The following is a 26,604-nucleotide window of genomic DNA, read 5'->3' as shown; positions in this document are numbered from 1 at the left end:
AAAAAGGCCCCCATAGGGGGCCTCCAGAGACAGCAATTAGAACGATTGGTTGGAGATGGCCAGCGAGTTGCTTTGTTGGTTACCCACACCGGCAGCCACGTTGACGCCCAGGTTGCCACTGCCGCCATTCACCGAACCGCTCAGGGTTGCAGTGTTGGTCACAGGGTTGGCCCAGCCAGTTGGAGTCAGCACTTGATAGGAATAGGTGTTGCTCAAATCAAATGAACTGCTCTCACTGAAGCTTCCCGCTTTTGCGAACTCGGATTCGGACGATTTACTGCCCGATTTTTCGAACGAGGAGGCGTTCGATTTCTCGAACGATTTATCGAACGATTTTGCGAACGAGGAATCGCTCGATCTGTCGTACGAGGAGTCGCGCGATCTGTCGTACGAGGAATCGCGCGATCTGTCGTACGAGGAGTTGCGCGATACATCAAGCGTTGCGTCGAGCGATGCGTTAAGCGATGCGTCGGAAGACCGGCTGCGGGTGCGATCGCCATTGCCGTTATTAAAGGTAACGGAACTGGAAGCCGCCGCAGCAGCGTCCAAAGTAGCGCTCAAGGAAGCACTCAAAGAAGCACTCGAAGAACCGCTTGCATTACTGCTGTTAGAACCGCTCGCAGTACTGCTGTTGGAACCGCTCGCATTGCTGCTCTTAGAACCGCTTATATCAACGCTAAGGGAACCGCTGGAATTAGAGCTCTTGGAACCGGCCGCGGCCCAGCTCGAAGAAGCGCTTTCACTGCCGCTAGCCTCAAATGACTTATCTTTAGAGAAACTACCGCTGGCCGTGTTCGTAACGGTAATCGTATCCACACGGAAGGTCCGATCAGCCTTGTTATCCACTGTCAGGCCAGGACCGCTTTGATTGGCAGAGGCGGTGGCTGTTGCGTTACCCAGCGGGGCATTGGAGTTGGCAATTGCCATGGTGTTTTTCTGTTGGTTGAGGTCGCCGCCAGCAATGTTGATGCCCATATTGCCGCTGCTGCCATCGCCAGATCCGCTCATCACGGCAGAGTTTGTGGTGCCATAGTTCCAGACCTTGTTGTTGTTGCTGTATTGCGTGACTCGAGCGGTGGCTTCGGAAGTGCCGAACACGAAGCTGTTATCGAGACTGGAGGTGGAGCCAGCGTTTGCGATGGCGGCCGCGTTGTCTTGTTGGTTGCCGGCGCCTGCTGCCACGTTGACGCCGACGTTGCCGCTCGCGCCTGAGCCAGAGCTGCTCATCTCGGCTGAGTTCTTAGTCCCTTCGTTGTAGATGCGGTTGCCGGTACTGTTCTGCCTATCGTTCGCATTGGCGGTCGCGTCGGTATGGATCCATGTTGGAGGAGGGGTGTGGTGACCGTTATGACCATTATGGTGACCACGTCCATCGGTCTGTCCAGCTTGTGCAGCAACAGCCAAGACCGCAGCGATTGCAAAAACCAGAGGCTTTATTGCCATCGAAGGTTTCATGGTGATTCTCCGTACTTATTTTAGGTTAAGTGTTGTTCTTACCTGTTTGGGTCAATCCGTGACCCGTACGCTCAGGATGTTGGCAGTTCGGTTTCCCACCCCGGCGCTCTGATTCAACTGGATCACCCCACGGCTACCGGTGAAGGCCTGATCGCTGGTAGCGACCTGGCGATAGCCTGGTGCAGAGTCAGTTGGATCGGAGTTGGTGATCAGCGTCACGTTCTGTTGCCTGAGGACGCTGTCGTCGATACTTTGCGGCTGTTTACTGATGCTTATCCGCAGGGCATTGGCTTGCTGGTTGCTGGCGCCCGCGCTTTGGTTGACGCCTAGTACGCCGTTGCCGTGGCTGAAGGAGTCGCCTTGAATGTTGGATCGAGCATCGATCCTGGGGTCGACGCGCGTACGCAGCCGTTGGCGAATCTGTGTGCTAGCACTGGCATTGTTGCCAATGGCGATGGCTCGGGCGTTGGCCTGTTGCTGCTGATCGCCCGCAGCCTGGTTGACCGAGAGGTTGCCTTGGTACTGCATGCCCGAACCGTCGATTTCGGCGTTATTGATGACGGGAGGTTGGGCAAAGGTCGATGCACTGCAAAACATGGCGATAATCAGCAGCGTACGATTCATCTTAACGGTCTCCCGTTATGACTTTCAGAGCACCCAAGCCTTGTTGGATGTTTGAATTGACCATGTTGGCAATACCGTTGCCCGAATTTCCCGAACGTCCAGCGGGGAGGTTGGAAAGCTGGGTCTGGTTGGTGATATCGCCGCCCAGGTTGCTGGAGCCTTGAGCGATCAGGCGGGAGATGCCTGCTCCACTGGCGACGCTGGCAAAGTCGCCGTCGCTCAACTCGTTCGTTTGTCTGAGGATATGTTGGGACGGGTTGGCATTGGCGGTCGTGGGGTTAGGGTCGGGCATCACCGGCGGACGCGTTGCCATGCGCGGTTGGACATCACGTTTGATAATAATGACGCCGTTGTCAGCCTGTACAGGCAGGCAGAAACTTGAGCCCAGTGCGAATCCGATCAGCAGTACGCTATAGATGCTTTTATCAAATTTCCCCACGGCGGCAATTCCTTCTGTAAGTAGAACGCTGGCCCTTATCAGCGTTGCGAGGAAGAGAGCAGAAGGTGTGCCGGTTTTTGTTTTTCTTTTAAAAACAGTTGGTTGGCTTTAATTTTCGAGGTCGTCAAAAAATTTTGTAACGCCACTGACACAGAGCCGCGCAAAAGCGCCGTCCATGCTGGCGGCATTGCTCGCTAAGGGCGCTGAAGGCAGGTTGTATCAGTGGATTAACATTTTCTTGCCGGCGTGCTCGGGTCGCTTTAGCTCGCTGGTTTGCGCAGGGGTGGGTGTTTCAGGAATGGACATTTGCGGCAGGGCGGGGTGCCCCTGTCAGGCTTTGAGCAAGCGCGTCACAGCTTCGAATGCCACGTCCTTGCGCTGTTTCCAATCACCTTGCAGCACCTGGCAAGGCTGGCGGTGCAGTTCAAGCCATTGGCGGCTGGCCTGGAAAAACGCCTGGCGTTCTGCCAGTTGCGGTTGGCAACGCTGCCCGTCGTCATGCCAGGCCACGGTTTCAGGGCTCAGCAGCAAATGCATGTCGTAGTGCCGTGCCAGCAGTGCTTGCTCGATCCACGTCGGGCAAGCGCCAAACAAAGTGCGACTCCAAAGGATATTGCTTAGGAGGTGCGTATCTAGAATCAACAGTGACGGTTGTTTGGAGCGTGCGTCATCTTCCCAAGCCAGCTGGCCATGTGCTATGGATGAAATGTCTTCGTAGCAGGTTGCGCGGGCTTCACTTTCGATGAAATACCGAACGTACTCACCGACCAATATGCCGCCAAAATTGGCGTGAATTTCACTCGAAAGCCAGCTTTTGCCGCTGGATTCCGGTCCTGCCAGCACCAATACCTTCATGGGCACAGCAGCGGATCGCTGCGCCATGTGCGCCAGCCTTGAATGGCCAGGAGGGTGAACAGACCATACAGGGCAGCAGTCAGGTACATTCCCTTGTACAGGAACAGGCCGACGAAAATACAGTCCAGGACGATCCAAAGCGGCCAGCACTGCACGCGTTTTTGCGCCATCCATAATTGCGCCACAAGGCTGAAGCCCGTCAGCGCGGCATCGAGCCAGGGTTGGGCGGCATCGGTCCAGTTCGCCATTGCAGCACCCAGCAACAAACTGCCGACTGCTCCAGTGATCAGGCCGAAAGCGACCGATTTACCGTCGAGTTGGCTGACTTGCCGACCCTGATGCGCGTCCCCCGCACGCGTCCATTGCCACCAGCCATAGAGTTGCAACGCGGCGTAGATCACCTGCAGCAGCATGTCCGAGTAAAGCTTCACCTCAAAAAAGATCCAGCTATAAAGCAGCACCATGACCAGGCCGATCGGCCAGCACCAAGGGTTCTGTTTGACCGTCAACCAGACGGCAATGACACCGAGGGCAGCGGCAAACAGTTCAAGCCCGGACATGGAGGTTCCTTGGGGGAAATCGAAGAGAGGGCGGATTGTACCCAGATTGTGGCGAGTGGGCTTCTGTGGCGAGGGGACTTGTCCCCGTTCGGCTGCGAAGCAGTCGTAAAAGCTTTGGGACCGCTTCGCAGTCCAACGGGGACAAGTCCCCTCGCCACAACAGCTCCTAACCAGAACAGCCTCACCACAGCGTTTAGCGTTTATCTTGTTAAACGCGGAACTGCTTGAGCAGACCGTTCAACTGCTCACTCAATTCCTTCAGGTGAACGCTGGCCACGCTCGAGTGTTCGGCCGCCAGCGCCGTGCTGTGGGACAAACCGGCTGCCTGGGTGACGTTCTGGTTGATGTCCTCGACCACATGCGCCTGTTGCAAGGTCGCGCTGGCGATGGAGGCGTTAAGCCCGTTGAGGTTGCGCAGCGCCTGGCCAATGGCATTCAGGCTTGCACCGGCCAGGCCGGCCTGCTCGATGGTCAACTGTGATGCACGGCTGCTGTCGCCGATCACTTTGACCGCCGCTTCGGAATGACTTTGCAGGCGCTCGATCATCGACTGGATCTCGGCCGTGGACTTCTGGGTACGCTGGGCCAGCAGTCGTACTTCATCGGCCACCACCGCAAAACCGCGACCTTGCTCGCCGGCCCGGGCGGCTTCGATGGCCGCGTTGAGGGCCAGCAGGTTGGTTTGCTCGGCGATGGAGCGGATCACTTCGAGGACGCTGCCGATCTGGGTGCTTTCGGCGGCCAAGGTGCGAATCACTTCCACCGCCTGATCGATAGTCGACGACAACTTGTCGATCTGTTGCAGGCTGCCATCGATATTGACCTGGCCCTGCTGCGCCTGAGACTCGGCATCGCGCATTTCGCTGGCGGCGTGCTCGGCGTTTTTCGCAACATCGTGCACGCCATACGTCACTTCATTGATGGCAGTGGCCACCAATTCCATTTGTTGGGACTGCTGCTGGCTACGTTGCTGAGCCTGGGTGGCGTCGTTGCCCAGTTCCCTGGACGACTGGCCCAAGGCACTGGCCGACACTTGCAGTTCTTTGATCACCAGTCGCAGCTTGGCGGTGAAGGCGTTGAAGTGTTGTGCCAGTTGCGTGACTTCATCCTGGCCATGGGTGTCGAGGCTGCGGGTCAGGTCGCTCTCGCCGCTGGCGATGTTGGCCATGGCGTTCACGGTTTCCTGCAGTGGACGCACGATGCTGCGAGCAATCAGGATCACCAGTAGCGCCATGATCAGGGCAATTACCAGTCCCACGAACGAGGCCTTCCAGACCTGGCCATAGAACTCGGCCTGCATGTCATCGATATACACGCCCGAACCGATCACCCAGCCCCAGGGTTCGAACAGTTTGACGTAGGACGTTTTTTCTACCGGCGCGCTGGCTCCCGGTTTAGGCCAGCGATAGTCGATGGTGCCGGCGCCCTTGGACTTGGCGACGGCGACCATTTCGTTAAACAGGGCAAAACCATCCGGGTCGCGGATCGCCGAGAGGTTCTGGCCATCGAGTTTCGGGTTGGCCGGGTGCATGATCATCACCGGCGTCAGGTCATTGATCCAGAAGTAGTCACTCTGGTCATAGCGCAGACCGCGAACGGCTGTCAGTGCCTGCTTCTGCGCGGCATCGCGGGTGAGCGTGCCGGCGGTTTCGAGGTCGTGGTAATAGGTCAGAATGCCGCTGGCGGTTTGCACTACATGCTGGGTTTTTTGAGCCTTGGCGTGGTAGAGGTCGTCGTGAATCTGCTTGAGCATCAAGACGCCCAACGTCATTAGCATCATCACGGCCACGATCAAGATGAGCCACAAACGTCGGCTGATCGACATACTGCGCAAGCTGTTCATAACGCTGTCTCTCCGGTTTCTTTTTCTTGTAATAAATGATCGCCAGCATCCAACCACACTTTGCCGATCGGTCATATCCGACCCAAGTCCAATAACGCGGCAGCGCTAATCAGACTTGTCTGATAGGATTTCGGCCCCGCACGGAAAAACCTGAATCCAAGTTGATTTTTCACGGAATTTTTACGGTTTCGTCTGGATTCTGTGCGCGCGGGACTTCAGCTACGCTGATCGCAGTGAACGCTCTGACAAATATTAACGGGGCATGCTTTTGCGCATCGCTTTTGGGGGATTGATGGATCTTTGGACGGCCTTGCAGGCATTGATTTTAGGCGTTGTAGAAGGGCTGACGGAGTTTTTGCCCATTTCCAGTACCGGTCACCAAATCATTGTGGCGGACTTGCTCAACTTCGGTGGCGAACGGGCGATTGCTTTCAACATTATTATTCAGCTGGGGGCGATTCTGGCGGTGGTGTGGGAGTTTCGCCGCAAGATCCTCGAAGTGGTGACCGGTTTGCCAACGCAGCCCGGCGCTCGCCGCTTTACCGCAAACCTGTTGATTGCCTTCATGCCGGCCGTGGTGCTGGGGGTGATTTTTTCCGATTTGATCCACGAGTACCTGTTCAACCCGATCACAGTCGCTGCGGCGTTGGTGGTGGGCGGGATCGTCATGTTGTGGGCAGAAAAGCGTCAGCATGAAGTGCATGCCGAAACCGTTGATGAGATCACCTGGAAAGACGCCCTTAAAGTCGGCTTCGCCCAGTGCCTGGCGATGATTCCCGGGACGTCACGCTCTGGCTCGACCATCATTGGTGGCCTGCTGTTCGGGCTGTCACGCAAGACCGCTACCGAGTTCTCGTTTTTTCTGGCGATGCCGACCATGGTCGCTGCCGCGGTGTATTCGGGCTACAAATACCGCAACCTGTTCGTACCGTCTGATTTTCCGGTGTTCGCGATCGGCTTCGTCACCGCCTTCATCTTTGCAATGATTGCTGTCAAGGGCTTGCTCAAGTTCATCGCCAGCCACAGCTACGCAGCGTTCGCCTGGTATCGCATCGCGTTTGGCCTGGTCATCCTGGCCACCTGGCAGTTTGGTTGGGTTGACTGGGCCGCGGTCAAATCATGAATGACGCCAGCACGCGCAACAACCTCGGACGCAAGCCCGGTGGAGAGATCCAGAAACTGCGGCTGAAACTGCTGGTGTTCGCGGTGCTGTGCGCGCTGCCGCTGTTCGGCTCGATGTCGTTGTGGCTGCGCGGGATTTCGGTGATTCCCCTGGCAGCGTACGGGATCGTCAGCGTGCTGGCGTTCTTTCTGTACTGGAGCGACAAACGCAAGGCTCGTGCCGACAATTGGCGCACACCAGAGAACGTGCTGCATGCGGTGGAACTCGCCGGCGGCTGGCCGGGCGCCGTGCTGGCGCAGCAGCTGTTTCGGCACAAGACGCGCAAAGTGTCGTTTCAGCTGATCTTCTGGGTGATCGTGCTGCTGCACCAAGTGTTCTGGATCGATCAACTGTTTCTGGGTGCAAATCTGCTGGCGCTGTTTTAAAGCAGCAGTCCGACCTGGGTACGCTTGGGCAACTTGCTCACCACCAGTTGATGGGAACGTTGCAACAAGCCTTGCAGCTCTTCAGTGCCCAAAGGGTAGGGCGTTTCCATGATGATCCACTGAGCCCGCGCCAGATACGGCGCCGGGCGGATTCCCGGGCGGTCGCAATGACCGAGGAACAAGTCCTTGTCGACCTTGAAGGCCAGGGAGTCACCCCGCAGATTCTGCAAGGCGAACATCTTGTTCCCCGCAATCGAAAACACCCGCACGCCGCCCCACTTGTAGTCTTCCCGCGCACCCGGCAGCGCGAGACAGAATCGCGCGACGTCCTCTTCGCACATACGTCCAGCCTTCATATCAGTCGGTCCCCACAGGCATTGAATGATTCGATCAAATGGTCGAGCCAGGCGCGTACGGCCGGCATCACCCCGCGTCGATGAGGGTAGACCGCTTGCAGCCAGCCGCCAGGCAGCGACCAATCGGGCAGCAACTGCACCAGCGAGCCATTTTCCAGTTCCTGCTCGCAATACATCATCGGCAGCATCGTAAAACCCTGGCCAGCGAGGGTGCAGGCCTTGCGCACGATAAAGTCATCGATGCCCAATCGCGCTTCGAGGCTCAGCTCAAAGCTTTTACCCTGTTGATCGAGCATGCGGATATGAACCATGCGGTCGGTTTCCAGGGCGCCGAGCACAGGCAGGTTTTTCAGGTCTTCGGGGTGGTTGATTTCACGTCCGTGCAAGAAAGCGGGGCTGGCGACCATCGCCATCTGTGCCTGGCGCAAACGTCGGGTGACCAACAGCGGATCCTCATCGCCCAACTCACGTACCCGCAGCGCGACATCGACGCCCTCGGTCACCAGATCGACGCGGCGATTGAGCAGCATGACTTCAAGTTGAACCTGAGGGTGCTTTTCAAGAAATTTGCTGATCACCGTCGGCAACATCTCATGGGCCAGCCCGACGGGGCAGGACACCCGCAAACGCCCGCGAGGTTCGCTGGACATGCTGGCGACGGCTTCATCCGCCATCTCGGCTTCCAGCAGCATCGCCTGACAGTGCCGCAGATAACGTTCACCCACGGCAGTCAGCTTCAGTTGTCGAGTGGTGCGTTGCAGCAGGCGCGCACCCAGACGTTCTTCCAGCTCGGCGATGCGCCGTGATAATCGCGACTTGGGAATGGCGAGCAAACGTCCGGCCGCAGCGAAGCCACCGGCTTCAACCACCTTGGCGAAGTAGTAAAGATCATTGAGGTCTTGCATAGTTGAACTCGATTGTTCTATCAGTGGGACGAACTATCGCATTGTTGCGGTCTAATCATCTATTGGTTTCGCCTGTAGGATTCACTCCATCAGATCGCCGCGTAGCGATCCTTACCTGGAGATCCCACATGAAACTGCTGCATATCGATTCGAGCATTCTTGGTGACAACTCGGCTTCCCGTCAGCTGAGCAGCGAAGTCGTTAAAGCCTGGCAAACCGCCGAGCCGGCTGCCGTGGTGACCTACCGCGACCTGGCCGCCGATGCGATCAGCCATTTTTCCGCCACCACCCTGGTTGCCGCCGGTACTACCGCTGAACTGCGCAACGCTGCCCAGCAGCACGAAGCCGAGCTGAGCGCCTCGACGCTGGCCGAATTCCTCGCCGCCGATGCCGTGGTGATTGCAGCCCCGATGTACAACTTCACTATCCCGACTCAACTCAAGGCCTGGATCGACCGCATCGCCGTTGCCGGTCAGACCTTCCGTTACACCGAAGCCGGCCCTGATGGCCTGTGCGGTGGCAAGAAAGTCGTCATCGTATCGACTGCCGGTGGTCTGCATGCCGGTCAAGCGACGGGTGTTGCTCACGAAGATTACTTGAAAGTGCTGTTCGGCTTCATCGGCATCACGGACATCGAATTCGTCCGTGCCCATGGCCTTGCTTACGGTGACGACGTCCGCACCAAAGCCATGAGCGACGCTCACACGCAAATCAGCGAGCAGTTGTTCGCCGCGGCGTAAGGCTAATGTAAAGAAAATCAAACAGCTCGGGTAATACCCAAAAAACTCTGTATTCTGATCACGCAAGTGCCAGAAGCGGAGTTTTTTGTTTCTGGCTGTTTCATCTCCTGGCCCGAGTTATGCAGTCGAGGGTTACCGTCTCCGGTCAAGTAACAAGGTGGGGCATCTCATGGCGCGTCTTTGTGCAACGTTACTGATTTGCCTGCTCAGCAGCTTGAATTCAGTGCACGCCGCGCCTGCGCCGCATCCTCACTGGAGCGCCGGCTTCCATGAGATGAGCTTTCTCGACCCTCTGGACTTGCAGCCAATGCGCGCCATCGCCTTCTATCCCTCCATCGACAAGGAGCACTCCAGCAAAATCGAGGGCTACACGGTCGAAGCGGGCGAGGACACCCCAGTCGCCATCGGCCGTTTCCCGCTGCTGATGCTGTCCCACGGCAACACAGGAACCCCGCTGGCCTTGCACGACCTCGCCACGTCGCTGGCACGCAAAGGTTTTGTGGTGGTGGCGGTGATCCACCCCGGTGACAACTCCAAAGACCACAGCCGCCTCGGTACTTTGAGTAACCTTTATGGTCGGCCCATCCAGATTTCTGAAGCCATTACCGCGACGCTCGGCGATCGTATGCTCGCGCCCTTCGTCAATGCCAATCAGGTCGGTGTGATCGGCTATTCGGCGGGTGGGGAGACGGCGCTGATTCTGTCCGGCGCGACGCCAGACCTGGACCGCCTGCGCCGCTATTGCCAGGAGCGCCCCGACGACCGCGATGCCTGCAACACCCAAGGTGAATTGATTGTCGACCGTGATGACTTGCAACCGGTGGCTGACCCTCGGGTTCGCGCCTTGCTGCTAATGGCGCCGCTGAGCCTGAAGTTTGGCCGCCATACCCTGGCCGACGTACATGTGCCGGTGCTGCTATACAGCGGCGACGGCGACAAACTGGTGGCGTTCGACAAGAATGCCGCCGCCCTGGCGCGCAAACTGCCGATAGCACCGGACTTCAAGTTGCTGGCCGGGGCAGGGCACTTCGTGTTCATGGCGCCTTGCAACGACGAACAGATCATCGCCATGCCGGCGCTGTGCACCGATGCCGATGGCGTCGACCGCAAAGACATTCACCGCACCCTGGTGTCCGAAGCCGGACGTTTCTTCTCCCACGCTCTGGGCAAACCGAGCAGGGCCGGGATGCAGACTGCTGATCAGTAATCAGGCGCTCATCGCACGGCGTTTCAACAACAGTGTCACGCCCAATCCTGCTACCGACAGCAACGCCGCGCTGAAGAAAATCCACGTATACCCCAGGTTCAACGCCACCGCGCCCATCAACGGCCCGGCAATCGCCAGCGCCAGATCGAAAAACACCGCGTAAGCACTCAGTCCCGCCCCGCGACTGGAGTTGGGCACTTGCTTGATCGCTTCGACCCCCAACGCCGGATAGACCAGCGACAGACCGAACCCGGTCAGGCCTGCGCCGATCAGCGCATAACCGGTCGAAGGCGCGAGCCACAGCAGCACCAAGCCCACTGTTTCAATGCTCATGCAGGCAATGGCTGAGGTAAATCCACCGAAACGGCTGATGCTGGAGATGAACAACAGCCGCGCCAGAATGAAACAGACGCCGAACACCGTCAGGCAATAGGCCGCGCCGACCCAGCCGCGGCTGACGTAATACAGGGTAATGAAGGTGGTCAAGGTGCCGTAGCCAATGGACGCGAGGCTCAGGCTCGCGCCGAACGGTGCAATACGCCCGAACACTGCCCAGAACGGCAGGCGCTCGCCGCGTATCACCGGCACCGAAGGCTTGTTGCGGATCAGTAACAACGCCGCCAGCGCCAGCACCGACAGCGCGATCCCAAGACTGGCGAATCCCAGCTCACCCACCATCACCACCCCCAGCGGCGCACCAATGGCGATGGCGCCGTAGGAGGCGATGCCGTTCCAGGAGATTGATCGCGCGGTATGTTCAGCGCCCACCTGACCCATGCACCAACTGATGGTGCCGACCCCAATCAAACCTTGGGCAATCCCCAGCAACAAGCGGCCAGCGATCAGGATCAACAGGCTCAGCAATGGAACGCTTTGCAGCAGCGTAGAAATCAACGTCAGCACGCCGCTCAACACTATCCCCGATAACCCGTAAACAATCGCTCGCTTGGTGCCGATGCTGTCCGACATACGCCCGGCCATCGGGCGGCTGAGCAGGGTGGCCAGGTATTGCGAGCCGATGGTCAGCCCCGCGATGATTGCGCTGAAACCCAGCTGTTCGTGGACATACCCCGGCAACACCGCAATCGGCAGGCCGATGCAGAGGAAGGCAATAAAGGTATAGAAGACGATGGAGACGATCTGCAGGGTGATCGCCGTGGAGCTTTGTGGTGGCAGTTGCTGCGCAGACATGAGGGCTCGTTCGCGGGCGGCGGTGGGACAACGGCATCATGGCTCGCATGGGAAATAAAGGGAAGCAGGCTAACTAATTTCTCACGGCCGATCGTGGCTGATCGTTCCCACGCTCTGCGTGGGAATGCCTCAACGGACGCTCCGCGTTCGGCTCCAGAAGGGACGCGGAGCGTCCCGGGCTGCATTCCCACGCGGAGCGTGGGAACGATCGATACAAAAAAGCCCCGTCACCAGGACAGGGCTTTTCAGTTGCAGCAGACGCTTAGAACACAACACCCTGGCTACGCAGGTAGTCGTCATACGTGCCGCTGAAGTCGATCACGCCGTTGGCGCTCAACTCGATGATGCGGGTGGCCAGGGACGATACGAACTCACGGTCGTGGCTGACGAAGATCAGCGTGCCCGGGTAGTTCTCCAGCGCCAGGTTCAACGCTTCGATGGATTCCATGTCCAAGTGGTTGGTCGGTTCGTCCATGATCAGCACGTTCGGCTTTTGCAGGATCAGCTTGCCGAACAGCATGCGACCTTGCTCACCACCGGAGATGACCTTGACAGACTTGAGGATCTCGTCGTTGGAGAACAGCATGCGGCCCAAAGTACCGCGAATCACTTGTTCGCCCTGAGTCCACTGGCCCATCCAGTCGAACAGGTTCATGTCGTCTTCGAAGTCCGAAGCGTGGTCCTGGGCGTAGTAGCCCAGTTCCGCGGCGTCGGTCCACTTGATGCTACCGGCATCCGGGGTCAGTTCGTTGACCAGGGTGCGTAGCAGGGTGGTCTTGCCGATACCGTTCGGGCCGATGATTGCCACGCGCTCGCCCGCTTCAACCTGGAAGCTGAAGTCTTTGAACAGCGGCTTGCCGTCGAAGCCTTTGGCCATGCGATCGACGATGACCGCCTGGCGGTGCAGCTTCTTGGTTTGTTCGAAACGGATGAACGGGCTCACGCGGCTCGAAGGCTTGACCTCGGCCAGCTGGATCTTGTCGATCGCCTTGGCACGGGAAGTGGCCTGTTTGGCTTTCGAGGCGTTTGCCGAGAAGCGGCTGACGAAGGATTGCAGTTCGGAGATCTGCGCCTTCTTCTTGGCGTTGTCCGACAGCAGTTGCTCGCGGGACTGGGTCGCCACGGTCATGTACTCGTCGTAGTTGCCCGGGAACAGGCGCAGCTCGCCGTAGTCCAGGTCAGCCATGTGGGTGCACACGCTGTTCAGGAAGTGACGGTCGTGAGAGATGATGATCATCAGGCTGGAGCGCTGGGTCAGGATGTTTTCCAGCCAGCGGATGGTGTTGATGTCCAAGTGGTTGGTCGGTTCGTCGAGCAACAGCACTTCAGGATCGGAAAACAGCGCCTGGGCCAGCAATACGCGCAGTTTCCAGCCTGGGGACACTTCGCTCATCGGGCCGAAGTGTTGTTCCAACGCAATACCCAGGCCCAGCAACAGTTCACCGGCGCGGGATTCGGCGGTGTAGCCGTCCATCTCGGCGAACTCGGTTTCCAGCTCTGCCACGGCCATGCCGTCTTCTTCGGTCATTTCCGGCAGCGAGTAGATGCGGTCGCGCTCGGCCTTGACCTTCCACAGCTCTTCGTGGCCCATGATCACGGTGTCGAGCACGGTGAATTCTTCGTAGGCGAACTGGTCCTGGCGCAGTTTACCCAGGCGTACATTCGGCTCCAGCATGACCTGGCCGCCGGACGGATCAAGGTCGCCGCCGAGGATTTTCATGAAGGTCGACTTGCCGCAACCGTTGGCGCCGATCAGACCGTAGCGGTTGCCCGCGCCGAATTTGACCGAAACGTTTTCGAATAGCGGCTTGGCGCCGAACTGCATCGTGATGTTAGCTGTAGAGATCAAAGGTTTTTCCTGCGAAGCATTCAGAGTAGCTAGGGTTGCGGCAGTACCGATTCAGTACCCGTTTCCGGTATTCGAACCACAGGAATTGCATCCCGGTCAGAAGCGGAAGGTCCATCTGGCAATAAGTGGACAGCAGCATATGGAGCGCTTGGCCCGAGTCGAAGTGCGCTGAGACGGGGTTCATTCCCGTCATCAACCAAGGGGGGCGCGTAATGTTTGGCGGCGATTGTACTGGTCTGGCTCTTTAAACGATAGAGCGTTAAGGCCGCACGGCCGCTTTGGCAGCATCAGCGGACAGATTTTCACCGTTGAAGGTTAACTATTGGTTACAAACTGTGGCTAGAATGCCAAGACCCTTGGGCCGATGGGTCGGCAAGGGACGCAGTTTGTTCACTTCTGACGTGTGACGATTTCTGTGAAACTGATCATTGCGGCTATTTACGTCGTATCCATTGCGTACGTCCACTTGCGCGGACGCGTGCGCCACAAGCTGGGCCGCCAACTGAGCGACCACTCGACGTTTCTGGCGCCGATCAACTGCTTCCTTTATCTGTTCTCGAAAATCCCCAGCAAGCCTTATCTCAACCCTGCCGATTTCCCTGATCTGAGTCCGTTGCAGGACCATTGGGAAGAAATTCGCGCCGAGGGCCAGAGCCTGCTCAAGGCCGGAGAGATCAAGCGCTCGAATCAATACGACGACATTGGCTTCAACTCGTTCTTCAAGAGTGGCTGGAAACGTTTCTACCTGAAGTGGTACGGCGACAGTCATCCTTCGGCCATGAAACTCTGCCCGCGTACCACCGAACTGGTGCAAAGCATCGTCTCAATCAAAGCCGCGATGTTCGCCGAGTTGCCGCCGGGTTCGAAACTGGTCCGTCACCGCGATCCCTATGCCGGTTCCTACCGTTATCACCTGGGTTTGGAAACACCGAACGATGCCGGTTGCTATATCAACGTTGATGGCGAGAACTACCACTGGCGCGATGGTGAAGCGGTCATGTTCGACGAGACTTTCATTCATTACGCCGAAAACGCTACTCAGCAGAACCGCATCATTCTGTTCTGTGACGTTGAGCGCCCGATGAAGTATCGCTGGGCGGCGGCGTTCAATGGCTGGTTCAGCCGTAACGTGATGTCGGCGGCAGTCGCGCCGAACGATGTGGGCGACAAGACCGGCGGTATTAACCGCTTGTTTGCCAAAATCTACAAGATTCGCCTGCGGGGCAAAGCGCTCAAGAAGCGTAACCGCAAACTTTATTACCTCGAAAAGTGGGCGATTTTTGGTGGGTTGCTGGCTGTTTTTGTCCTGATCTGAAGATGCCTTCGCTGGCAAGCCATGCTCCTACAGGGGTCGTGTGATCAACAGCGTTTGTTGTGAACAGCACAAAACCCGTAGGAGCATGGCTTGCCCGCGAAGAGGCCATAAAACTCACCGCAACTCTTCAATCAACCGCTAGACCGTTTGGTAGCCTTCTTCGCTGTTGTTGCTTTGGCTGCCGGCTTACTCGGGGTTTTGCCCGCACTCTTGCCCCCAAGACTGCGCTTAAGCAGCTCGGTCAAATCAATAACATCCGCAGTTTTACGCTCCTCTTCGCCCGTCGCCGTTTCCACATCTTCGATCTTGCCTTCGTTAGCCTTCCTCTCAACCAGCGCCATGATCTTGTCTTCAAAACTGTCGCGATAATCCTCGGGTTTCCAGTCGGCGCTCATGTCTTCAACCAGTCGTTTGGCCATGTCCAGTTCGCCCTTGACGAGTTCGGGCTTGGTGACTTCACTGCCCAACTCTAGCGTATTCAGACTTCGCACTTCGGCAGGCCAGCGCAGCATCACCAGCACCATCGCCGACTCCAGTGGCATCAGTGCCGCTAGATGCTGACGGGTATGCAAGACAACGTGGGCGAGGGCGACCTTGTTGGTTTTGCTTAACGTTTCGCGCAATAGCGCATAGACCTTGCCACCGCGTTTATCCGGTGCGAGGTAGTAGGGCGTATCGATGTTTTGCAGTGGGATCTGTTCGCTGTCGACGAAGGAAAAGATATCGATGGTCTGAGTGGACAGTGGGTGCGCCGACTTGATTTCCTCTTCGCTGAGGACCACATACCGACCCTTTTCGTACTGCACACCTTTAACGATGTGTTCCTTGGTGACTTCCTTGCCGGTGACCTTGTTGACGCGCTTGTAGCCCACCGGGTCCATGCTGCGGCTGTCGAGCCAGTCGAAATCCACCCCTTGAGAAGACGTCGCCGAGACCAGCGCGACAGGGATATGCACCAGACCGAAACTGATTGCGCCTTTCCAGATTGCCCGTGCCATTGTCGTCTTCTCGCGAGTGATGTTCAGGTGACCGGTGACGCTGTGCAAAAGTTTCAGCGGGTTGCGGCCTGGGAGGGCGGATCGGCGGCGGGGTCAACTCGTGTTACATCTTGTGAAGGAGGTTTTAGTTAACAAATCCGAACCTCGGGCGTAGCGTGCTATCGAAGACCCTATCCACGCTGATGTCGAGAGGCTCCCCATGAACAGATTTGTGCTCGGCTGCACCGCGTTGGCGTTGAGTGGCGTGCTGAGCAATCTGGCCCAGGCTGACACCGCACCGCCACCTTCTTCATTGCTGATGGCCCAGAGCCCAACGGGCAACACCAGCAATCCTTACAACAGCCCGATTCGCCGGGCCAATCCCAACAGCATGCAAGGCACTCAACCCAGCGCGCCGGCCATCCGTGGGCCGAACACAGTGCCTGTGCCACGCCCCCCGACGCTTGACAATGGTGGCGTCGGCAACCGTTATCCCCAAGACCGGCCGCCTCCCGCCACCCCACCGACATTCATCCCCAATCCACCACATCGAGACGCGGGCACCAGCAACCGTTGAACAACAGGACAGCGTTCTTTCAAGCCATTCGAACGACAAAAGGAATCGTGCATGTTGTGTAAGACCCTTCTGGCCACACTGTGTGCCAGCGCATTGATCACCGCCACGGCACCCGTTTTCGCGGCGCCGACCCAGAATTTTAAAAGCGAACAGGGCACCCTTGAGGTGACGCCGATTACCAAGGGGCTCGAACATCCCTGGGCCTTGGCGTTTCTGCCCGATCGGCAAGGGATGCTGGTGACCGAACGGCCCGGCAATCTGCGGGTGGTCAGCGCCGACGGTAAACTTTCCGCTCCGCTCAGTGGCGTACCAAAGGTGTGGGCCAAGGGGCAGGGCGGTCTGCTGGATGTGGTGTTGTCGCCTGACTTCAAGCAAGACCGCACGGTCTATCTGTCTTATGCCGAAGGTGGCGGTGAGGGCGACAAGGCCGGGACGGCGGTCGGTCGCGGACGTTTGTCTGACGACCTGACGGCCCTCAAGGATTTCAAAGTGATTTTCCGCCAGGAGCCCAAGCTTTCGGTCGGTAACCACTTTGGTTCGCGCCTGGTGTTCGACCGCGACGGCTATCTGTTCATCACCCTTGGCGAGAACAACGACCGGCCGACTGCTCAGGACCTCGACAAGCTGCAAGGCAAGATCGTGCGTATCTATCCGGACGGCAAAGTGCCGGATGACAACCCTTTTGTCGGTCAGGCCGGTGTACGCCCGGAAATCTGGTCCTACGGCCATCGCAACCCGCAGGGCGCGGCGCTCAATCCCTGGACCGGCACTCTTTGGGAAAACGAACACGGTCCCCAGGGTGGCGACGAAATCAACATCATCGAGCGAGGCAAGAACTACGGCTGGCCGATGGCAACCCACGGCATCAACTATTCCGGCCAACCGATTCCGGAAGCCAAGGGCAAATCCGCCGAAGGCACCGTCACACCTCACCATGTCTGGGAAAAGTCCCCCGGCCTCAGTGGCATGACCTTCTACGACGCTGACCGCTTCAAAGTCTGGCAGCACAACGTGTTTATCGGCGCGCTGGTGAGTCAGGAGTTGATCCGCTTGCAGTTTGACGGCGACAAAGTGGTGCACGAAGAGCGTTTGCTCGGCGAACTCAACAAGCGCATTCGCGATGTGCGGCAGGGGCCGGACGGGTATTTGTATGTGTTGACCGATGAAGACGACGGAACGCTGTACAAGATTGGCCTGAAGTAACCGGATCGGGGGCATACAGAATTACCGCCGCTCGTAACTTGCCTCGCCCGAAGCTGCTCATCTTGTCGAATTCCCCATGGCTGACCGGCAAATGCTGGCAGTCCATGGGTTGGCGATGCTGGCTGTGGTCCACATCCGGGTCATGCAGGTAAACGAACTCTTCATCGCAATCGGTGACGATCACCCAATGTGGCGATTTGGAACGGGTCAGTCGGTAGCTGCTGATGAGCACCAGCGGTTGTCCGCCACCGTTCAGTAAACCTGGAAGGTCCAGCGAGCCGCCGATCACGTGTTCAACGTCAGTGGTGTGCAGCTGCGCCGTAAAATCCTCGTGCACCAGACGCATTACATCTTTTTTATGCGCATCGCGTACGCCATCGAGAAACAGGGGCCCGGCCATGCTCAGTTGAAGTCGTACCCGAAACCCTCGTTGCCATGCCGCCAGCGCCAGCCCTTGAGGGCTGCAGCCACCATGGCCGGAGGTCATGAACACAGTGGTCGCTTCACGCCAGATCTGCAGTTCTTCGCGACGCTCCAGCACTCGATCCGCTTGCAGCGCGCCCATGGCCATCAGCAGACAGGCCGGGCCGCAAGTGAAATCGGTGGTTTGCGGGTAGTAGGGCACCTTGATGTTGCGTGAGTCTCGGTGCTGGAGAATGCGCTTCTCCAGCCGCAGCGCATCGGCATGGTCCTGGTAATAGTCATGGATCAGAGCGAAACGCCGGTAGCCATTGCGCTCATAAAGGGCAATCGCCGCTGGATTGTCGATGCGTACCTCAAGCCGCAAGTAGGCGCAGTCGTGTTCAAGGGCGCAGGCTTCGATGCGGTCAAGCAACTGCTTACCCAGTCCGCTGCCACGCACCGCGGTCGCGATTGCAATTGAATAGAGCCGAGCCAGCGAGGTGCCGCGGTGAAACAGCACGACCGCGTAACCCACCAGATTCTCGCCACGCTGGGCTACCAGCAATTGCCCGTGCGCTCGAGTGATCATCCATAAAAAGCTGCGACTGTTGAGCCGATCCGTTGTGAAGCATTGCTGTTCAAGTTCCAGCAGTGCCGGTAAGTCCTCAACGACCGCCAAGCGAAAAACCAGATTCATATGAGCACCGTAAAAGTTGCGTAACGAAACGGGACTTTCTAAAAAGTTCATGCTTAATAGGAAAGGTCTTGTTCTCCAACGGATCAATCACTATGTCAGCGGTACAAAGTCATTGGCGCGAAGTATCCGAGCAAACTTTGCCGGCAGCAACTTATTTAAATGATGGGATTAGAACTTCCAGCCACTTGATTATTATCGTCGAACGCAAGGAAGACTGGACCTCCTACTTCCCCAGTGAAGACATCGTCAGCGCCCAGGAGTACCTCGAACAAACCCGTGCCAGCGAGCAGGGCAAACGGGTTCAGGTGATCAACCTGTGCCGCAGCTACAAATACCTGGGGCACGGATATTACTGCTCACTGCTGGCCGAAGCCCGTGGGCACAAGGTGATTCCGTCGGTGCGGACCATCAGCGAACTGACTCGAAAATCCTTGTATGGCCTGGCCCTGGATGATCTGGATAAAACCCTGGAAAAAGCCCTCAGTCATCATCTTTACAGTGATACCGAAGGCTTTACCCTGACACTGTACTTTGGCAAGACTCATATCGAGCCGTTGCAGGATCTGGCGCGACAGTTGTTTGAAGTCTTTCCGTGTCCAATATTGTTAGTTGAGTTTCGTCGAACGAATGGTTGGCACATCGAAGGCATAAAGTCCGGCGCCTTACATAAGTTGCGCGAAGATCAGGAAGACCAGTTCGCTAACGCACTCGATAGTTTCAGCCGCAAGATCTGGCGCGTGCCGCGTTCCCGGCGTTTGGCCCGTTATGACCTGGCAATCCTCCACGATCCCCAGGAAGCGTTGCCGCCGTCGAATGCCAAGGCGCTGGACAACTTCGTCAGGGTTGGCAAGACGTTGGGCATCGACGTCGAGCTGATTGAGCGCAAGGACTACGTGCGTATCGCCGAATACGACGGGCTGCTGATCCGCGAGACGACAAGCGTCGACAACCATACCTACCGCTTTGCCAAGAAAGCCGAGAGCGAAGGGCTGGTGGTGATGGACGACCCGGCGTCAATTTTGCGTTGCACCAACAAGGTGTATCTGACCGATCTGCTCAAGAGCCATCAACTGGGCATGCCCGCCACCGAGATTCTCTACAAAGAGCGACCGGAAGACTTTGAGCGGGTGGGCGAGCGCCTCGGTTTCCCGTTGGTATTGAAGATTCCCGACGGCTGTTTCTCTCGGGGTGTGATTAAGGTCGAAAGCCAGCAAGCCTTGCTCGAAGCCACCGCCGAACTGTTTGAACATTCCGTGCTGTTGCTGGCCCAGGAGTTCTTCTACACCGAATACGACTGGCGCATCGGCGTACTCAACCGAAAACCGATCTTTGCCTGCCAGTACTTCATGTCCAAGGGCCATTGGCAGATCTACAACCACAAGGCCAAGGGCCAGGACATCAACGGCGAATGCCGCACCCTGGCGGTTCACGAAGCCCCGCGGGCGGTGGTGGAACTGGCGGTGAAGACGGCGAACCTGATCGGTGATGGCCTCTACGGTGTCGACCTCAAGCAGTCCGGCGACAAAGTGGTGGTGATCGAGGTCAACGACAACCCGAACATGGACGCCGGCATCGAAGACGCTTACTTGCAGGACGATCTGTATTCACTGGTGCTGGAAGAGTTCGTTCGTCGCCTGGAACTCAAGCGCCGCGGCCAGGCTTGGTGAGCGGCGGATGATCAAGCGCTTTCAACTGATTCACGGCGCCCTGAAAGCGGTCGAACGGCTGGACGCCGAAGTGATGCTGTTCAACAACCCCGATGCGGCCGAGCGGGACTTGCTGCACAGCCATTTCAAAGTCGATGAACATGCCCTGGCCTCGGCCCTGGACCCCGACGAGGTGTCACGCATCGAGTTTCACCCCGACAACCTGTTCCTGATCTGGAAACGCCCGGAGAACTATTCCGGTGCCGGCAGCCTGGCCTTCGAAGTGTCATCCTGCGGTTTGCTGTTTTCCGAGCATCGTTTGCTGGTGATCGCCACCGACGACTCGCCGCTCAGTGGCCTCGGCATGCGGCAGCCGCTGAATACGCCGCTGGATGTGTTGCTCGACCTGCTGTTCAACAACATCCATCACTATTTGGGCCACCTGAAGGTGATCAAGCTGGTTGCCCGGGAGTTGCAGCAGAAGTTCAACGCGTCGATGCAGAACCAGCACCTGATCCAGATGTTCAACCTCAGCGAAAGCCTGATCTATTACATCAACGCGATTCACAGCAACGGCGCGGTCCTGACCCGGTTGCGCAATCACGCCGCAAAGGAACATTTCAGTGCCGAAGCCATTGGGCTGATCGACGACCTGATCATCGAAAACAACCAGTGCTACAAACAGGCGGAAATTTACTCCACGGTGTTCTCTGGCCTCATCGACGCCCGGGGCAACCTGATGAACAACAGCATGAACAATCTGCTGCGCAAACTGACGTTGATCAATGTGGTGTTTCTGCCGCTGAACCTGATTGCAAGTATTGGCGGCATGTCCGAGTTCAGCATGATGACGGCGGGCGTGCCGTGGTGGGTTTCATATCCGCTGTTTCTGACCGCGATGATGATTGGAGCTGGAGTGATGGTGCTCGGGCTCAGGCGGTTGGCAAAGTGACGGCCTTTCTCCGATCCTGCAAGCCACGGACCACGAGGTACAACAACGGCCCAACGGACACAAAAATCGCTGTGATCAGCCAGTAGGACATCACCGACAACGCCGACTGCCCACGCTTACGTGCATCCTTGTACATCCACACGCCGGCTAATGTCGCCAGCAGGTACAAATCAATCACCACCTGCGCAGTATCAGGTCGCGACATCAGGCTGATGCCGAAATTGATCAACGACTGTTCGGCCTGGAGCATCACCGAAACGGTGTAACCCGCGAAGGCAATAAGGGCAATGAGGGGCAGGGCGATAGACTTCATGGTTTCCTTCCTTGGGACGATGGGCAGAATCGTCAGCCTACAGAGGCCGAGGAAAATTGGCCATTGACTTGCCATCAGCGCCCGGCTAATTTCCAGCCATGACTTCCACCGTATTGCGCTGCCAGCCAAGCATTATTACCGCCATCCCTTATTTGGCGGGCTAGCTCACGATTGCAGCACCCAACCCGCCCTAGAGGCGGGTTTTTACTTTCAGTCTCTTGGGCTCCGATCAAAGTCAGGAGACAACCATGAGCAGCATCCCCGCCCAGCAGGCCTTGCTTGAGCATTACGTGAAAAAGATCCTTGCCGCGCCAGTGTATGAACTCGCGGTGCGTACGCCATTGCAATCGGCGCCAGCACTGTCCGAGGCGCTCGGCAATCAGATCCTGCTCAAGCGCGAAGACTTGCAGCCGACCTTTTCCTTCAAGATCCGCGGTGCCTACAACAAACTGGTGCAACTGAGCGATGAGCAAAAGGCGCGCGGGGTGATCACGGCTTCGGCGGGCAATCATGCCCAGGGCGTGGCGCTGGCGGCGCGTGAGTTGGGGATCGCCGCAACGATTGTGATGCCGTGCACGACGCCGGAATTGAAGGTGCTCGGTGTGCGCAGTCGGGGCGCCGATGCGGTGCTGTACGGCGAGAGTTTTCCGTTTGCGCTGGAATATGCGCTGAGCCTGGCGCGGCAAACCGGTCGCACCTTTGTCTCGCCCTTCGACGACCCGGACGTGATCGCCGGGCAGGGCACCGTTGCCATGGAAATCCTGCGTCAGCATCAAGGGCCGCTGGATGCGATCTTCGTCCCGGTGGGGGGTGGTGGCCTGATCGCTGGCATTGCGGCGTACGTCAAATACCTGCGACCTGAGGTCCGCATTATCGGCGTCGAGTCAGAACATTCCGCCTGTCTGTATGCCGCATTGCAGGCCAGAGAGCGAGTTGTCCTGCCGAGTGTAGGAACGTTCGCCGATGGCGTGGCAGTGGCGCAGATCGGCGCTTATGGCTACGAAGTCTGCCGGTTCTTCGTCGATGAAGTGATCACAGTGAGCAACGACGAACTCTGCGCCGCCATCAAGAACATCTACGACGATACCCGCTCGATCACCGAACCTTCTGGTGCATTGGCCGTGGCCGGAATCAAAAAATACGTGGCGCAAACCGGTAGCCGAGGTCAGACCCTGGTCGCCATTGACTCGGGGGCGAACATCAATTTTGATAGTTTGCGGCATGTGGCCGAACGCGCCGCATTGAGCGGCGCCCCGGTGTAAGGGATGTCAGGCCAGCAGCGGGCGCAAGAAGGTCCGCTCATAACTGACGATAAACTGCTTATCGACCAGCGAAGCCACCAGAGCGGCGCTTTCGGCGTCAGTCATCGCGATATGCCGGTAGCTTTCGTAGTCCGCCAGCGAAGGAAAACTGAACAGGCAGTAGGCGATATTGCTCGCGCCCTCCGAAGGCAGGAAGTACCCGTGGTGCGTACCGCCCAAACGCTCGACGATGCCGAGCCAGGCCTTGGCGTAGGCTTCGAATTCGCTCAGTTGATAGGGATCGATCACATATTTGACGTGGCAGGTAATCAAAATGGAGCTCCTGTGGCGGGTTATTCCTGGATGGCTTTCTCGACCTTGCTCGACGCCGACCCTATCGGGTAGCGGACTCCGACGTCTTTAGGCACGTAGAGCACGATCGGCAATTTGCTGTTGTAGTGGAGCATGAGCCCGTCACCGACCACGGGCACGAAGTCCTTTTTGCTCTTGCCATCCGGCTCATCGGATCGATAGCTCAGCAACAATCTGCCCAACGGTAGTGATTAAGGTCAAAGAACCCATGATGCCTCCTTGCGTGTGTGTGGGGGCGGCAGATACTGATTACCTGGCCGCATTTTTACTGCCGTCAGCTGCGAATGCAAACATCAGGGGTGCAAATTGCAGGGGCACAACCGGCCTTTCTTGCAGACTGCATGAGGCCATTTAGCGGTAGTTTCGCTAAATCTTTGATTTACCGATGAGCTGCAGGGCGAAATTCCGGGCATGTTTTATGCTGTAGTTGGTCTTGAGCTGACCGGGGATTTCATTGAGTCAGTGTCGATAGTTGATTGGCAGTCTCACAATAAGGAGAGGGTCGCCATGTTTCTTTCTGCCTTGGAACTTCGCAATATCATTGAAAGCAGTTTTCTGCCGAAACGTTGTCAATGCACGCTGTCGCCGGACCTGTCGATGACCGTTAAGGTGTATTCCGATAGTCAAACCGATCACCTCGATCTAATGAAGACAGGAATAAATGCCAAACGGCTAAATGGTTGTCGAGAAATCAATGACCTAATTGCTGGACTGCGTTCTGACATGCAGCATCAGGCCGATGCCCGGCCCCTGCATCCAGACAGGAAAGCGCTTTAACCCACGGCTTCGAGTTCTACCGACACGCGCTTGGCCTGGAGAAACGCCAGGCCCAGCGCCAGTTCGACCACCACCGCAAGCAATATGCCCGGACCGGCATGGCCATTGAGCCATTCGCCGAAGCCCACTGCTGCCAACCCCCAACAGCCGACCATGAAGCCATTGCTCAACGCATGGCGGGTACTCGAAGGCGGCTCGTTTCGAACCAGATAAAACATCACGCCCAATGTCGCGAACAGCACCGCGCTGCGCCGCGCGACGACACCTACCGCCAACGAGTATTCGAGGCTCCAGAGTGACAGCAACCCGTCTGGCATCAAACCCCAGACCAGGGCCAGCAAAAAACACAGAATGGACGTGAAGGTCGACAAGGTACGAAACGATAACTGCATGGCGAACCCTTGCGGCAGTGGAGGGAGGCGCAAAGCATAGCGCCAGAACCCCTCACAGGAATACCGCAAAGTGTTGAATCAGACCTTTCAGTCAGTTTTGATAACTGCAAGCGTCGGAAAGCTTCCGGTAGGTGATTTCTGCAGGTTTGCCCGACGTGTCGATGTACTTCATCTCGGCCGTTACCACTTTGCAATCCAGCGTATTCGGTTCAGTCAGGGCAACGACCTTACCCACGTGAAGCGGCATGCCAAAGTGATAGGGCACGGCTGGGGAGGTTGGAGTGTCATTGGCCTGAGCCAGTCCGGCGAACGCGGTGCAGGCGAGGGCGGTGGTTATCAGCAAGGTGCCCATGTTCATGAAGGGTCTCCGGTGCAGGCGTAAAGTCAGCTCGGCGTGTGAGGCGCCGAACCTGCCGCACTGGGCGTCAGAAGAGTCTGAAGGCGTGCGGTCCAGTAAAGTTTTGGACCGCGGGGTTAAGCGATGGTTAACCCCGCTGAATGCCGCCTGTCGTGAGGAGGTTTCTGACAGAGGATTCATGTAGGTAAAAAAACTGAGGGAGCTTCGGCCCGGTCCTACACGCTCGGGCGCTTTGTCGTCTTTCGCCAGCAACCACCAGCGTTTACTGTTTGACCTCGCTGCAAAATCAGCGAGCAGGTTTGGTCACCTGATGCCTTCACACATTTGTGTGCCATCATTCGCGCTGCGGACATCTATGTCCTCGTAGTGCGTTGCAATGGCGGCTGTGTGCGGGACGCCTTCGGGCGAGCCGATTTGATGGTATCGGTTGACCAAGCCTGTACACAGTCCGCCTCCCATCGTTTGGTCACGGTGCTGGCGGTTATTGACTAATCATCGAGTAATTACTATGCCTACGCTAAATCCGTTTCCCGATCGCTATCGCTCAATCAAAAGCAGCGTTACCGACTCAAACCCAATGGTCATCGATACAGAGGCCGATCCCCAAGACATACTCGAAGCCGCTTTACAGCGCATCCGAGCCTCCAGCCAGTTACTTGAAACGCTCCATTGCCAGTGTTTCAGGAACGGTGATGTTCAAGACATTCCACACATTACGCATGCGCTTTATCTGCTGACGCAGGATGGGTGCGATTTGCTGAAGGTTGCTCAGCAGCGGATGATGGGGTGGAAGGCGCCGGTCTGACGCTATACCTCAACGAACAAGCCAGGCTCCTGAGGAGCTGGCTTGTCTGGGAGGGGAAATGATCAGTCAGGTTAGCTGATGACGATACGGCAAATCCGGCCCGGTCTTGCTGCAGGTCAGCGCCGCGGCCTGCACCGCAAACTTCAGCATCCCGTCGATCTGCTCGCGGCCGAGTGATTGCACGCCCTCAACCGAATCCAATTGCTGCTCCGTCAGCCAGGTAATCAGCGCCGCCTGAAACGTATCGCCAGCCCCCACGGTATCGGCAATCTTCACCGAACACGCCGGCACCGACCACGAACCATGGCCCTTGCTGAACACCGTCGCCCCCTCGCCACCACGGGTCAGAAACACCAACTGACAGCGATGCTGCAGCCAGCCTTCAATCACCCGTTGCGGATCCTGTTCGGGGTACAACAGGCTCAAATCCTCATCGCTGACTTTGATCAAGTCGGCCAGCTCAACCAAGGTGGCAACCCGCGAACGCCACAGGTCGATATTCGGCTCAGGATTGAGCCGTACGTTCGGATCAAGACTGATCAAGCGTTTGCCGCTTTCTTGCCGCACCAGCGCCAGCAGCGTGTCAGCAATCGGCTGAACAACCAGCGAAAACGAGCCAACGTGCAGGCCGCGCACCTCAGGGCCCAGTTCCGGCAGATGCTCGGTTTTTAGCTGACGATCCGCGCAGCCTTCGCCCCGGAAGCTGTAATGAGGTGAACCATTGGCACCGACGGCCACCATCGCCAGGGTCGTAGGCGCGGCGAAATCCACCAGAAAATCCGGGCGCACGCCTTCATCCTGCAACACCTGCAGCAAGCGCCGGCCGAGGTAGTCGGTGGACAGGCCGGCAAACAGCGCAGCCTCCACCCCCAAACGGCGCAAACCCACCGCCACGTTGAACGGCGAACCACCGGCAATCGCCTTGAAATTCACTTTTGAAGCCAGGCCGCTGGCGTCTTCTTCACTGAAGAAATCGAACAGCGCTTCGCCACACACCAGGTACAT

Annotated in this window: 28 protein-coding genes and 2 pseudogenes; 12 read left to right on the top strand and 18 right to left on the bottom strand. The window is 57.6% G+C overall.

Annotation, left to right across the window (positions count from 1 at the left end; translation table 11 throughout):
- Positions 1-36: 36 nt before the first annotated feature.
- From ACYZT0_RS11980 to ACYZT0_RS11955, 6 genes are all read right to left on the bottom strand, one after another.
- Positions 37-1,455, bottom strand: coding sequence for a heme utilization protein (locus ACYZT0_RS11980; protein ID WP_462046008.1), 1,419 nt, complete (start codon positions 1,453-1,455; stop codon positions 37-39).
- 51 nt (positions 1,456-1,506) lie between these two features.
- A complete protein-coding gene (locus ACYZT0_RS11975) occupies positions 1,507-2,079 on the bottom strand; it encodes an adhesin (RefSeq protein WP_462046007.1) in 573 nt (190 codons plus the stop codon).
- A gap of 1 nt (position 2,080) precedes the next feature.
- On the bottom strand, positions 2,081-2,518 hold the full coding sequence (locus ACYZT0_RS11970; RefSeq protein WP_462046006.1) for a hypothetical protein: 438 nt from the start codon (positions 2,516-2,518) through the stop codon (positions 2,081-2,083).
- Positions 2,519-2,848: 330 nt separating this feature from the next.
- The gene (locus ACYZT0_RS11965; RefSeq protein ID WP_462046554.1) at positions 2,849-3,373 is read right to left on the bottom strand and encodes an AAA family ATPase; all 525 of its coding nucleotides are present in this window, start codon (positions 3,371-3,373) and stop codon (positions 2,849-2,851) included.
- Positions 3,370-3,933 (bottom strand): nicotinamide riboside transporter PnuC, encoded by a 564-nt coding sequence (gene pnuC, locus ACYZT0_RS11960; protein ID WP_462046005.1) that lies wholly within the window; start codon positions 3,931-3,933, stop codon positions 3,370-3,372. Before pnuC ends, ACYZT0_RS11965 begins: the two co-directional genes overlap by 4 nt.
- Before the next feature lie 208 nt (positions 3,934-4,141).
- Positions 4,142-5,776 (bottom strand): methyl-accepting chemotaxis protein, encoded by a 1,635-nt coding sequence (locus ACYZT0_RS11955; protein WP_462046004.1) that lies wholly within the window; start codon positions 5,774-5,776, stop codon positions 4,142-4,144.
- A gap of 292 nt (positions 5,777-6,068) precedes the next feature.
- On the opposite strand from ACYZT0_RS11955, the gene ACYZT0_RS11950 reads away from it, so the two are divergent.
- Together ACYZT0_RS11950 and ACYZT0_RS11945 are read left to right on the top strand one after the other, a co-directional pair.
- Positions 6,069-6,899, top strand: coding sequence for an undecaprenyl-diphosphate phosphatase (locus ACYZT0_RS11950; RefSeq protein WP_462046003.1), 831 nt, complete (start codon positions 6,069-6,071; stop codon positions 6,897-6,899).
- Positions 6,896-7,324, top strand: coding sequence for a DUF1294 domain-containing protein (locus tag ACYZT0_RS11945; protein ID WP_462046002.1), 429 nt, complete (start codon positions 6,896-6,898; stop codon positions 7,322-7,324). Before ACYZT0_RS11950 ends, ACYZT0_RS11945 begins: the two co-directional genes overlap by 4 nt.
- Here ACYZT0_RS11945 and ACYZT0_RS11940 read toward each other — a convergent pair.
- Together ACYZT0_RS11940 and ACYZT0_RS11935 are read right to left on the bottom strand one after the other, a co-directional pair.
- Positions 7,321-7,680, bottom strand: coding sequence for an MmcQ/YjbR family DNA-binding protein (locus ACYZT0_RS11940; RefSeq protein WP_462046001.1), 360 nt, complete (start codon positions 7,678-7,680; stop codon positions 7,321-7,323). The two genes, ACYZT0_RS11945 and ACYZT0_RS11940, sit on opposite strands and share 4 nt — an antisense overlap.
- Positions 7,677-8,585, bottom strand: a complete 909-nt coding sequence (locus tag ACYZT0_RS11935) for a LysR substrate-binding domain-containing protein (RefSeq protein ID WP_462046000.1) — start codon at positions 8,583-8,585, stop codon at positions 7,677-7,679. Before ACYZT0_RS11935 ends, ACYZT0_RS11940 begins: the two co-directional genes overlap by 4 nt.
- A 128-nt stretch (positions 8,586-8,713) precedes the next feature.
- Between ACYZT0_RS11935 and ACYZT0_RS11930 the strand changes: the two genes are divergently transcribed.
- Both ACYZT0_RS11930 and ACYZT0_RS11925 read left to right on the top strand, forming a co-directional pair.
- Positions 8,714-9,325 carry an FMN-dependent NADH-azoreductase gene (locus ACYZT0_RS11930; protein ID WP_462045999.1) on the top strand — a complete coding sequence of 204 codons (612 nt, stop codon included), beginning with the start codon at positions 8,714-8,716 and terminating at the stop codon, positions 9,323-9,325.
- A gap of 169 nt (positions 9,326-9,494) precedes the next feature.
- Positions 9,495-10,532 (top strand): alpha/beta hydrolase family protein, encoded by a 1,038-nt coding sequence (locus ACYZT0_RS11925; RefSeq protein ID WP_462045998.1) that lies wholly within the window; start codon positions 9,495-9,497, stop codon positions 10,530-10,532.
- Here ACYZT0_RS11925 and ACYZT0_RS11920 read toward each other — a convergent pair whose 3' ends face one another.
- Entirely contained in the window at positions 10,533-11,723 is a 1,191-nt protein-coding gene (locus ACYZT0_RS11920; RefSeq protein ID WP_462045997.1) for an MFS transporter, read from the bottom strand.
- Positions 11,724-11,985: 262 nt separating this feature from the next.
- A complete protein-coding gene (locus ACYZT0_RS11915) occupies positions 11,986-13,572 on the bottom strand; it encodes an ABC-F family ATPase (protein WP_462045996.1) in 1,587 nt (528 codons plus the stop codon).
- Positions 13,573-13,987: 415 nt separating this feature from the next.
- On the opposite strand from ACYZT0_RS11915, the gene lpxO reads away from it, so the two are divergent.
- Positions 13,988-14,887 (top strand): lipid A hydroxylase LpxO, encoded by a 900-nt coding sequence (gene lpxO, locus ACYZT0_RS11910; RefSeq protein ID WP_462045995.1) that lies wholly within the window; start codon positions 13,988-13,990, stop codon positions 14,885-14,887.
- A 131-nt stretch (positions 14,888-15,018) separates the two neighbouring features.
- On the opposite strand, the gene ku is transcribed toward lpxO, so the two are convergent.
- Positions 15,019-15,885 (bottom strand): non-homologous end joining protein Ku, encoded by an 867-nt coding sequence (gene ku / locus ACYZT0_RS11905; protein ID WP_462045994.1) that lies wholly within the window; start codon positions 15,883-15,885, stop codon positions 15,019-15,021.
- A 199-nt stretch (positions 15,886-16,084) separates the two neighbouring features.
- On the opposite strand from ku, the gene ACYZT0_RS11900 reads away from it, so the two are divergent.
- Together ACYZT0_RS11900 and ACYZT0_RS11895 are read left to right on the top strand one after the other, a co-directional pair.
- Positions 16,085-16,441, top strand: coding sequence for a hypothetical protein (locus ACYZT0_RS11900; RefSeq protein ID WP_462045993.1), 357 nt, complete (start codon positions 16,085-16,087; stop codon positions 16,439-16,441).
- Between the two features lie 51 nt (positions 16,442-16,492).
- Positions 16,493-17,644 carry a PQQ-dependent sugar dehydrogenase gene (locus ACYZT0_RS11895; RefSeq protein ID WP_462045992.1) on the top strand — a complete coding sequence of 384 codons (1,152 nt, stop codon included), beginning with the start codon at positions 16,493-16,495 and terminating at the stop codon, positions 17,642-17,644.
- Here the strand turns inward: ACYZT0_RS11895 and rimI are convergent.
- Complete coding sequence (gene rimI, locus ACYZT0_RS11890) at positions 17,544-18,743, bottom strand: ribosomal protein S18-alanine N-acetyltransferase (protein WP_462045991.1); 1,200 nt, start codon at positions 18,741-18,743, stop codon at positions 17,544-17,546. The genes ACYZT0_RS11895 and rimI overlap by 101 nt on opposite strands.
- Positions 18,744-18,835: 92 nt before the next feature.
- On the opposite strand from rimI, the gene ACYZT0_RS11885 reads away from it, so the two are divergent.
- Both ACYZT0_RS11885 and ACYZT0_RS11880 read left to right on the top strand, forming a co-directional pair.
- Complete coding sequence (locus ACYZT0_RS11885; RefSeq protein WP_462045990.1) at positions 18,836-20,410, top strand: RimK family protein; 1,575 nt, start codon at positions 18,836-18,838, stop codon at positions 20,408-20,410.
- A gap of 7 nt (positions 20,411-20,417) precedes the next feature.
- Entirely contained in the window at positions 20,418-21,341 is a 924-nt protein-coding gene (locus ACYZT0_RS11880) for a magnesium transporter CorA family protein (protein ID WP_462045989.1), read from the top strand.
- On the opposite strand, the gene ACYZT0_RS11875 is transcribed toward ACYZT0_RS11880, so the two are convergent.
- Positions 21,322-21,654, bottom strand: a complete 333-nt coding sequence (locus tag ACYZT0_RS11875) for a DUF2834 domain-containing protein (RefSeq protein WP_462045988.1) — start codon at positions 21,652-21,654, stop codon at positions 21,322-21,324. The two genes, ACYZT0_RS11880 and ACYZT0_RS11875, sit on opposite strands and share 20 nt — an antisense overlap.
- Positions 21,655-21,902: 248 nt before the next feature.
- On the opposite strand from ACYZT0_RS11875, the pseudogene ilvA reads away from it, so the two are divergent.
- Positions 21,903-22,898: pseudogene (ilvA, locus tag ACYZT0_RS11870) on the top strand (threonine ammonia-lyase, biosynthetic); the annotation flags it as partial.
- A 24-nt stretch (positions 22,899-22,922) separates the two neighbouring features.
- On the opposite strand, the gene ACYZT0_RS11865 reads toward ilvA, so the two are convergent.
- Both ACYZT0_RS11865 and ACYZT0_RS11860 read right to left on the bottom strand, forming a co-directional pair.
- Positions 22,923-23,228 carry an NIPSNAP family protein gene (locus tag ACYZT0_RS11865; RefSeq protein ID WP_462045987.1) on the bottom strand — a complete coding sequence of 102 codons (306 nt, stop codon included), beginning with the start codon at positions 23,226-23,228 and terminating at the stop codon, positions 22,923-22,925.
- Between the two features lie 20 nt (positions 23,229-23,248).
- A pseudogene (locus ACYZT0_RS11860) lies at positions 23,249-23,413 on the bottom strand (ecotin family protein); the annotation flags it as partial.
- A 361-nt stretch (positions 23,414-23,774) separates the two neighbouring features.
- On the opposite strand from ACYZT0_RS11860, the gene ACYZT0_RS11855 reads away from it, so the two are divergent.
- On the top strand, positions 23,775-24,044 hold the full coding sequence (locus tag ACYZT0_RS11855; protein ID WP_462045986.1) for a DUF1652 domain-containing protein: 270 nt from the start codon (positions 23,775-23,777) through the stop codon (positions 24,042-24,044).
- Here the strand turns inward: ACYZT0_RS11855 and ACYZT0_RS11850 are convergent.
- Together ACYZT0_RS11850 and ACYZT0_RS11845 are read right to left on the bottom strand one after the other, a co-directional pair.
- Entirely contained in the window at positions 24,041-24,436 is a 396-nt protein-coding gene (locus ACYZT0_RS11850) for a hypothetical protein (RefSeq protein WP_462045985.1), read from the bottom strand. The genes ACYZT0_RS11855 and ACYZT0_RS11850 overlap by 4 nt on opposite strands.
- A gap of 91 nt (positions 24,437-24,527) precedes the next feature.
- Positions 24,528-24,794: a DUF2790 domain-containing protein gene (locus tag ACYZT0_RS11845; protein ID WP_462045984.1), complete on the bottom strand. Its 267-nt coding sequence runs from the start codon at positions 24,792-24,794 to the stop codon at positions 24,528-24,530.
- A 508-nt stretch (positions 24,795-25,302) separates the two neighbouring features.
- Between ACYZT0_RS11845 and ACYZT0_RS11840 the strand changes: the two genes are divergently transcribed.
- On the top strand, positions 25,303-25,599 hold the full coding sequence (locus ACYZT0_RS11840) for a hypothetical protein (protein WP_282379343.1): 297 nt from the start codon (positions 25,303-25,305) through the stop codon (positions 25,597-25,599).
- 66 nt (positions 25,600-25,665) lie between these two features.
- Here ACYZT0_RS11840 and ACYZT0_RS11835 read toward each other — a convergent pair whose 3' ends face one another.
- Positions 25,666-26,604: a carbohydrate kinase family protein gene (locus ACYZT0_RS11835; RefSeq protein ID WP_462045983.1), complete on the bottom strand. Its 939-nt coding sequence runs from the start codon at positions 26,602-26,604 to the stop codon at positions 25,666-25,668.

The sequence above is a fragment of the Pseudomonas sp. ZS1P83 genome, from assembly GCF_054897825.1.
This window is presented reverse-complemented; position numbering and strand designations above follow the sequence as displayed.

Excerpts from the sequence above, each read along its gene's own strand:
- ACYZT0_RS11980 (WP_462046008.1), bottom strand. The coding sequence starts at position 1,455 with ATGAAACCTTCGATGGCAATAAAGCCTCTGGTTTTTGCAATCGCTGCG.
- ACYZT0_RS11975 (WP_462046007.1), bottom strand. The coding sequence starts at position 2,079 with ATGAATCGTACGCTGCTGATTATCGCCATGTTTTGCAGTGCATCGACC.
- ACYZT0_RS11965 (WP_462046554.1), bottom strand. The coding sequence starts at position 3,373 with ATGAAGGTATTGGTGCTGGCAGGACCGGAATCCAGCGGCAAAAGCTGG.
- pnuC (WP_462046005.1), bottom strand. The coding sequence starts at position 3,933 with ATGTCCGGGCTTGAACTGTTTGCCGCTGCCCTCGGTGTCATTGCCGTC.
- ACYZT0_RS11955 (WP_462046004.1), bottom strand. The coding sequence starts at position 5,776 with ATGAACAGCTTGCGCAGTATGTCGATCAGCCGACGTTTGTGGCTCATC.
- ACYZT0_RS11950 (WP_462046003.1), top strand. The coding sequence starts at position 6,069 with ATGGATCTTTGGACGGCCTTGCAGGCATTGATTTTAGGCGTTGTAGAA.
- ACYZT0_RS11945 (WP_462046002.1), top strand. The coding sequence starts at position 6,896 with ATGAATGACGCCAGCACGCGCAACAACCTCGGACGCAAGCCCGGTGGA.
- ACYZT0_RS11940 (WP_462046001.1), bottom strand. The coding sequence starts at position 7,680 with ATGAAGGCTGGACGTATGTGCGAAGAGGACGTCGCGCGATTCTGTCTC.
- ACYZT0_RS11935 (WP_462046000.1), bottom strand. The coding sequence starts at position 8,585 with ATGCAAGACCTCAATGATCTTTACTACTTCGCCAAGGTGGTTGAAGCC.
- ACYZT0_RS11930 (WP_462045999.1), top strand. The coding sequence starts at position 8,714 with ATGAAACTGCTGCATATCGATTCGAGCATTCTTGGTGACAACTCGGCT.
- ACYZT0_RS11925 (WP_462045998.1), top strand. The coding sequence starts at position 9,495 with ATGGCGCGTCTTTGTGCAACGTTACTGATTTGCCTGCTCAGCAGCTTG.
- ACYZT0_RS11920 (WP_462045997.1), bottom strand. The coding sequence starts at position 11,723 with ATGTCTGCGCAGCAACTGCCACCACAAAGCTCCACGGCGATCACCCTG.
- ku (WP_462045994.1), bottom strand. The coding sequence starts at position 15,885 with ATGGCACGGGCAATCTGGAAAGGCGCAATCAGTTTCGGTCTGGTGCAT.
- ACYZT0_RS11900 (WP_462045993.1), top strand. The coding sequence starts at position 16,085 with ATGAACAGATTTGTGCTCGGCTGCACCGCGTTGGCGTTGAGTGGCGTG.
- ACYZT0_RS11895 (WP_462045992.1), top strand. The coding sequence starts at position 16,493 with ATGTTGTGTAAGACCCTTCTGGCCACACTGTGTGCCAGCGCATTGATC.
- rimI (WP_462045991.1), bottom strand. The coding sequence starts at position 18,743 with ATGAATCTGGTTTTTCGCTTGGCGGTCGTTGAGGACTTACCGGCACTG.
- ACYZT0_RS11885 (WP_462045990.1), top strand. The coding sequence starts at position 18,836 with ATGTCAGCGGTACAAAGTCATTGGCGCGAAGTATCCGAGCAAACTTTG.
- ACYZT0_RS11880 (WP_462045989.1), top strand. The coding sequence starts at position 20,418 with ATGATCAAGCGCTTTCAACTGATTCACGGCGCCCTGAAAGCGGTCGAA.
- ACYZT0_RS11875 (WP_462045988.1), bottom strand. The coding sequence starts at position 21,654 with ATGAAGTCTATCGCCCTGCCCCTCATTGCCCTTATTGCCTTCGCGGGT.
- ACYZT0_RS11855 (WP_462045986.1), top strand. The coding sequence starts at position 23,775 with ATGTTTCTTTCTGCCTTGGAACTTCGCAATATCATTGAAAGCAGTTTT.
- ACYZT0_RS11850 (WP_462045985.1), bottom strand. The coding sequence starts at position 24,436 with ATGCAGTTATCGTTTCGTACCTTGTCGACCTTCACGTCCATTCTGTGT.
- ACYZT0_RS11845 (WP_462045984.1), bottom strand. The coding sequence starts at position 24,794 with ATGAACATGGGCACCTTGCTGATAACCACCGCCCTCGCCTGCACCGCG.
- ACYZT0_RS11840 (WP_282379343.1), top strand. The coding sequence starts at position 25,303 with ATGCCTACGCTAAATCCGTTTCCCGATCGCTATCGCTCAATCAAAAGC.
- ACYZT0_RS11835 (WP_462045983.1), bottom strand. The coding sequence starts at position 26,604 with ATGTACCTGGTGTGTGGCGAAGCGCTGTTCGATTTCTTCAGTGAAGAA.